The sequence below is a fragment of the Bacteroides sp. ET71 genome (assembly GCF_023336905.1).
In the GTDB taxonomy this organism is placed as follows: domain Bacteria; phylum Bacteroidota; class Bacteroidia; order Bacteroidales; family Bacteroidaceae; genus Bacteroides.
In genome coordinates this window covers 53,880-61,324 of sequence record NZ_JAMBLS010000020.1, presented here as the reverse complement: position 1 = coordinate 61,324, position 7,445 = coordinate 53,880, and the positions used below count along the sequence as shown (strand labels likewise).

The 7,445-nt window shown below is 42.1% G+C and carries 3 protein-coding genes; 2 read left to right on the top strand and 1 reads right to left on the bottom strand.

What is annotated here, in order from left to right; all coding sequences use genetic code 11:
- Positions 1–125 precede the first annotated feature (125 nt).
- On the top strand, positions 126–2,255 hold the full coding sequence (locus M3090_RS10805) for a hypothetical protein (protein WP_249056130.1): 2,130 nt from the start codon (positions 126–128) through the stop codon (positions 2,253–2,255).
- Positions 2,221–2,973: a hypothetical protein gene (locus M3090_RS10800; protein WP_249056128.1), complete on the top strand. Its 753-nt coding sequence runs from the start codon at positions 2,221–2,223 to the stop codon at positions 2,971–2,973. Before M3090_RS10805 ends, M3090_RS10800 begins: the two co-directional genes overlap by 35 nt.
- Before the next feature lie 326 nt (positions 2,974–3,299).
- On the opposite strand, the gene M3090_RS10795 is transcribed toward M3090_RS10800, so the two are convergent.
- On the bottom strand, positions 3,300–7,289 hold the full coding sequence (locus M3090_RS10795) for a hybrid sensor histidine kinase/response regulator transcription factor (protein WP_249056126.1): 3,990 nt from the start codon (positions 7,287–7,289) through the stop codon (positions 3,300–3,302).
- Positions 7,290–7,445: the final 156 nt, after the last annotated feature.

The window sequence follows — 7,445 nt, the reverse complement described above, 5'->3', positions numbered from 1 at the left end:
ATAATGTGGATAACTATAAATTCATTCTGCTTTTGTAGTCTGTATTTCACAGGAATTTACTACCTTTGACAAAATCATTATCTTTTATAGACGGGAATTATGATATCCAATAAACTAATAGTTTTATGAATTCAATTGTTAGACTACAATATAGTAATGAAGAATATTCTATTATAGATAACTTTGGAAATATAATAGTTGGAGATATTCATAACGTGGAAGAATTTAATCGTTCTGAAAACGATACGATTATTCGATTCATGACTAAGGATAACGAATATTCATGTATCAATTCTTTAGGTCTATATTTTGATAAATATTCTTATAAAGAATATGATATCGTATGCGAATTGATTCCTTTACATCCAATATATAAGGTGAAAAAGAATAAAAAATATGGCATAATAAATTCATATTATAATGAAACGGAAATACTTAGTTGTGTATTTGATGAAATTACTTTTTTGCCAAGTAATGTTTTTGTAAACAATGATATCGTAAAGTTGAGGAAAAATGATAGATATTCTTTAATTCATGGTACGGAGAAATATAATAACAACAAAGATTATGACTATATTTATACTCCAATACAACCATTGGAACAATTTATTGTATGTCAAAGTGGACGATATGGATTTATAGATATATATTCTTTAGAAGAATATGTTGAACCCACATATGTTTCTATAGAAGAACTGTGCAAACAGTACAAATATAACATTGAAAAATATACAAAAGATTTATATATAACAAATGCGAAATTACAGTTAAAGCAGATTGCTGTTCCTGAGCAACACTGTTCTTATATTATTGATGCAAATAAAATAGTAAAAAACAAATGGGGCGGAAATGGGGAGTTGGTTAAGCATGGTAGAACTAATGAAGTTTACGTGCATTATTTATACTATACAGCCCAGAGGAAACAAATACCCATCAATATGTACGGATATTTTTACAATTTGTTTGATTGTAGAAAATATGATGTAGTTACTCATGCAACAAGAAATTTCTATTTGATTATAAAAAACAACAAGTACGGTTTGATTGACGATGAATTTCATACGATATTAGATGTATTATATGAAAATATTAGCTTAGTTTGTTTTTCTCAATTAGAAGAAATGCCATTATTTGTAGTGACTTGCCAAAATGGTCAATTTCTTTATAATGCAGAAACAGGTATGCAAACACAATTATATGATTCATTGGCATGGCATGACGATATATACATATCAGGGTTCTATCGAGATTATTTAGTTTATGAGGAATATGGCAAATTTGGATTACTTTCACCCGAAGGGAATGTTATAATTGAGGCTAAATTTGATTTATATAAAATTGATTTTGGAGAGCGAGATAGGATTGAACGAGGACACGCTTATTTTCAAGAAATATTTCATGGTCGTAAATATGGTTTTTATATAGAAAACAATAAGTTTTACGGCAAAGTTCCTGTTGACAAATATGACTCTTGCATACGAATAGGAGGTAAATTCTTCAATAACTATTACATAGTCAAAACAAAAGGAAAATATAGATTATTAAATCATCGATGTGATGAGATAGCTATACCACTATTAGATGAAATGTTTTTTGCAAAAAAAACAATGAATTCAATATCCGGAGCACTGAGTAGATGCCGACGTTTGGGCTGTCCGCTTTCTGAAACATTTTTAATTGGTTTGATAGAAAATAAATATTATTTGTATAGTGTCACATCCTTAAAAAACTCGCAGGAAGCAAAATTAATTATCTCAGATTGCGATGAGATGGAATTTATTGAGGCTGAAACTTCATCATATGGATTAAAAAATGACTATCCATATGTACGATTCAAAAAGAACAAAATAGAAGGGTTTGTAAATGAAGATGGAATAGTTATAAGTTCAGAGACTTTTGACGAAATAAAACCGGTAGAAGTCGTTAGACATAGACCTTTTTATTACTTAACGTATAAAGGAGGTAAGATGGGATTGCTAAATGCCAAAAGAAAAGTGCTATTTCCTTGTATTTATGACGATATTCAGCAGGTAACACCTTGGTCGGCGTTAGTTACTGAAAATGGTATTGAAAAGGAAGCCAAATATAACCATACAACAGGTTTCCAAGACGATGATTCTTTCGACGTGCTTGAAGAATCACCACATTATTCAAGATATGCCGGGTCTTACGCTCAAGATGAGATGGGGTATAGTGATGAAGATATTGATACAATATTGGATGGCGACCCTGATGCTTATTGGAATATTGATTAAAAATGAAGCTATAAGTTCAGTCTTTATGGAAATAAAATTGATAGATATAGAGAAAATAGATAATTTCATACAGGATTTTAAAAAGAACATCTTACCCCTATTACAAAAAATTTCAAAAGATAAAGGAGACTTTTTGTATATTGACAAGATGGAAAAATATTTACAAAAGTCCTCATCAGAACTTAGATTGAAAGGGCTTAGCATGAATTTTGACTTCTTCAATCAGTGCAGAAAAAGCGAACTATGCTTAGGAGGTTTCTTGATTAGAAATCCAAATGATGTAGATGTATTCAACCGTATGTATGGTCTATTCAATGATGAACTTCTGAAAAAAGATATATACTTTATTTTCTTATTCTTGACTCCTCTATTTACCGGCTTAAACAATAATATAAAAATGTATGGTAGAAATTCTGATGCCTATTTGCAGCTCCATACATCTTATAATGTTGGAAAAACATATATGTTGGTTAAGGGAATAAAGAACGAAATACACCGCATCTATGGTAATGTCTATGATTTTGGACTATCTGAATGTGAATCTGTATTGCATGATTTGGCTATAAAATATAACTATGATTTGCGAACTCCTGAACAAAAAGTCGGTGATAGTGCCAAAGCGATGGGAAATGGATGTCTTGAAATGATCATAAAAATAGTTATAGCATTTATTATATTTGGGGGTATTGGTATGTGTGTAAATCAGTGCTCAAATTAAACCTCCTAAGGGCTCTGTCCGTCTGGCAGCGCAAGAAGGAGGTGTTTCGACTTCGCTGCGCACCCCCTCTTACCTCCCCCGTTTGTCGGGGGAGAACAATGCTCAACATGACAGATACAACACAATGTATAAACTAAATTTCAGTACCTACTTATATCACTGAAGAAATCTGTGGGAATCCATCGAATCAGCGTTATCTGCGTGCCATTTCATACTTCGGTACCCCTGCTGTTGTTATCCCGAGGCTAATAGGCAGTCTATTACGAGGCTAATAGGAGGTCTATTACGAGGCAAATAGGCAGTCTATTACGAGGCTAATAGGTCGTCTATTGCTGCACAAAGTCCTTGGGTAATACGCCAAACTGTTTCTTGAAACAACTGGAGAAATAGGATGGTGAACTGAAGCCCACCATGTAAGCAATCTCGACAATGCCACATTTTCCCTCCTTCAGCAACTGGGCAGCTTTTTTCAGACGTTCCAGCCGCAAGTATTCATTGGGGCTTATGCCCAACATGCCTTTCAGCTTCCGATAGAAATTGGAGCGGCCCATGTGCATGACATCGGCCAGGTCGTCGATGGTCAGTTCGGACTCCTGCAAATGGCTGTTGACATATTCATTCAGCTTTTGCATAAACGCTTTGTCGGTCTTGCTCTGCGCAACGGTCTCGGCCTTTACAAACGGTGACTCAATAAACCGGCGGCGCAAACGCTCACGGTTGCTTAACAGGTTGGCAATGTTCACACGCAGGTACTCCACCGAGAAAGGTTTCTCGATATAGGCATCCGCCCCTTGCTCCAGGCCTTCGATTTTCGACTCGAGGGCAGTCTTGGCTGTCAGAAGGATAATGGGAATATGGTTGTAATTCAAATCAGACTTCAACTTGCCGCACAACTCCAAGCCATCCATCTCCGGCATCATGATGTCACTCACCACCAAATCCACGTCATACTGCTCTAACAAGTCCCAGGCTTCATGACCATTTCCGGCTGTCAATACATTGTATAGGGATGATAATTGGCGTGCAATGAAATCCTGCATATCTTTATTGTCTTCCACAATCAAGATGCAAGGACGTTCTTCCTTTTCTTCTTTATCCACGTCCGGCATCACTTCTATGTTGTCCGGTACATCGGCACGGCCGCTTGTCTCGACCGGTTCCGATTCTCTATGTGGGGCCACCTGGTGGACGATGGGAATGTCCAATACGAAACAATTCATCTCCATATTGTCATCCATAGCCAGTTTGCCGTGGTGCAACTCTGCCAGAGAGCGTGCCAAAGCCAGTCCGATGCCTGTTCCCTGCACAATGTTCTTCCCATCCCTATACCGCACGAAAGGCCGGAATATTTCTTCACGCATGTCCAAAGGTATAATCTTTCCATCGTTGCTTGCCGTTACCCGGAAATGCTCTTCCTTTTCGTCCACCGTCAATTGGAAACGGGCAAAAGTCTTCCCGTATTTCAAGGCATTGGTCAGCAGATTACTGATAATCTTGGTCAAGGCCTCCTTATCTACCGAGGCCCAGACCTCCTTTTCCGGCACTTGGCAAGTCAAGTTCACCCCTCTCTGCTTGGCCAAGGCAGTGAAGCGTTTGCAGGTAAATTGCATCAGCCCGCACAAGTTACATTCCTCGGGATTCAACTTAAAGCCTTTGTTCTCGGTCTTGCGGAAGTCGAGCAACTGGTTCACCAAGTTCAGCAAGCGCTGGGCGTTCTGGTCCATGATTTCCAATTCCACCTTCACTTCGTCGGACAGTACATTGTCTTTCAGGATGCTTTCCAACGGACTCTTTATCAAGGTAAGTGGCGTTCGGATTTCGTGTGCCACGTTGGTAAAGAAGTCTATCTTGGCCATATAAAGCTCTCGTTCTTTCTTTTGCTCGAATTTCTCCATCTCATACCGGTGCTTGGTCAAGGTACGCCGCCGGAAGTAGGTAATGAGGCCAAACAATAGCCCGACAGCCAGCAAGACATAGAAGACATAAGCCCAAACGGAAAGATAAAAGGGCGGCAGTATCCGGATTTTCAGCATGCGCATTTCCGGATTCCAGACACCGTCACTGTTGGCTCCTTTCACCATCAGTGTATAGGTGCGGTATGGCAGGTTGGAATAGGTGATAGGAATCTTGCCTGCTGCATACCACTCTGTATCATAACCATCCAGTTTATAAAGCAGTTTGTTCATGTCGGGCGATTGATAGCTCAGTGCCGCCACCCGGAAAGAAAAGGTATTCTGGTTGGATTTCAATTCCAGATAGTCGGTCAGGGTAATGCTGGTTTTCAGAGGCGAATCGTCTTTGCCTACCGGCACTTCTTTGTTGAACAGGGAGAAACTGGTTATCACCACCGGTGGCAAATAATTGTTACTGGAGAAAGAACGGGGCTCAAAGGAAATGAAACCATTGATGCAACCGAAATAGATGCGCCCGTCTTTGTCCTTGTAGCTGGACTGGTAATTGAACTGGTCACTCAACAATCCGTTGCTCATGGTATAGACTTTGAACTCCCGGGTATCTGGGGTAAAATGCAACAGACCTTTGTTGGTCGTCACCCAAAGGCAGCCTTCATCGTCTTCCTCTATCCGGTAGGCCACGTTGCTGGGCAATCCTAAATCGGAATCATAACGGGTGAAGTCTTCTGTCTCCGGGTTGAACAGGCAAAAGCCTCCTCCCTGCGTGGTAATCCAGATGCGGTGCCGGCTGTCCTCGAAGACATTCAACACTTTGTTGGACGAAAGGCTTTTCGGATTGCCGGCGTCATAGACAAAGTGTTTCCATTCGTCGGTGCGCACATTCCATTTGTAAAGCCCGTCCACGTAAGTGGCTACCCAGAGATTGCCTTGCTTGTCTTCTTTTATATAATAGATGAACACTCCCGACAGCTTGGAGATGTAAGAGAATGAATCGGAAGAGGCATCATAACACATCACTCCATTGGTGGTGCCCAGATATATCTGCCCGGTATGAGTGCGGCAGATGGAGAAAACGTCCTTGCAGTTGTCGTAGTTCTTCACGCTGGAAGTATTCAGGTCTATGCGGTGCAGGATGCCGGCGAAGTTGCTGACCCAAAGGTATTTCCCGTCCAGGCAAAGCCCGTGCACGTTGTGCGTGATGGCCGGATGGCGGAAAGGTGTCGCCTCGTCTGTGCGGGGATTGTAATGGAAAAGCCCCTTGTCTTCGGTGCCAATCCACAATTGGCCATCGGAATCGGCGCAAAACTCACGCACCCGTTTCCCGAAACTGTCTGTAAGAGCATTGGGATAGAACTTATGGAAACAAGTATACGTCTTTGGGAAATAGTTCACGCCTCCGAAATAGGTACCTATCCACATGCCTCCTTCCTTATCTTTGCAAAGTGCATAAACGGCATTGTCCGAAATGGAATAGGGGTCGCCCTCGACACAAGGCAGGTGGGTGGTTTTGTTCGTGCGCAGGTTGTAGATATAAACACCCGATTCGGTGCCTGCCCACAGCTTGTCGTCGGAATAGAAATACATGTCGCGCACAAAGATATCGTCTCTGCCAGAGCGTGCTTTCCCCAACAAAGTCCGGACGCTTTTGGTGGTCAGGTTGATTTCTTGCAGTCCGGCCACCGTGCCCAGGTAAAGGCAATTGTAAGGGCCGGCTATGATTTTGGTCGAATAGCTCCAACGAGGCTTTTCTCCCTGCCAGGCGACCGGAGTCAGTGTCTCCAGATTGTTGTCTGAATAATACAGGTTCCCGTCATGCAGGTCCAGCCAGCACACGTTATCGTTGTCAAAACAGATGCGTTCCAACCCGTGGAACACGATGTTCCCGCTCCCGTCTGTCTGCCGATGCACCAGGCTGTCGGCCGAGGAGTCGTAACAGAAGATGCCTTGCGACTGGACAGCCATCCAGACGCGCCCGCTTTTATCGCCGGTGATGTAGTTCACGGCATTGTCGACCAGTGTGTTCCGGTTGCTCCGGTGTGTGAAGCGGCGGATGCTTTCCGTTTGCGGCGAATAGATATATACCCCCAGGTCGGTTCCTATCCAGATGAAGCCTTGCTCGTCCTCATACAGCGAGGTGACGAAGTTGTTGCCCAGCGTGCCTTTTTCTTTGGTGAACGACAGGAAGGACAGGCCGTCATAGCGGTCCAGCCCGTCTTTGGTGCCGAACCACATGAAACCGAAGCGGTCTTGCAGGATGGCGTTGACCGAATTGTTGGACAGGCCCCGGCTGCTGTCGATGGAACGGAAAACATATTGGGCGTCGTCGGTCGAGGCGGAGCGCACAAAGCCGGCACACAGCAGTCCCGGCAACAGGAGTAGGAGAAAGCGGCGGAGGATGGTCATAAATCTATGTTTTTAGTTATCGTTTATATTCTTCTCAAGCTCAAAGTTTCTTTTTTATTTCCCTTCCTCTTCCGGAAGAAATGTTCTCCATTAGGAGGAGGAAACGTTCCGCATTGAGAGGAGGAAACATTCCGCATCGGAAGGAGGAAACATTCC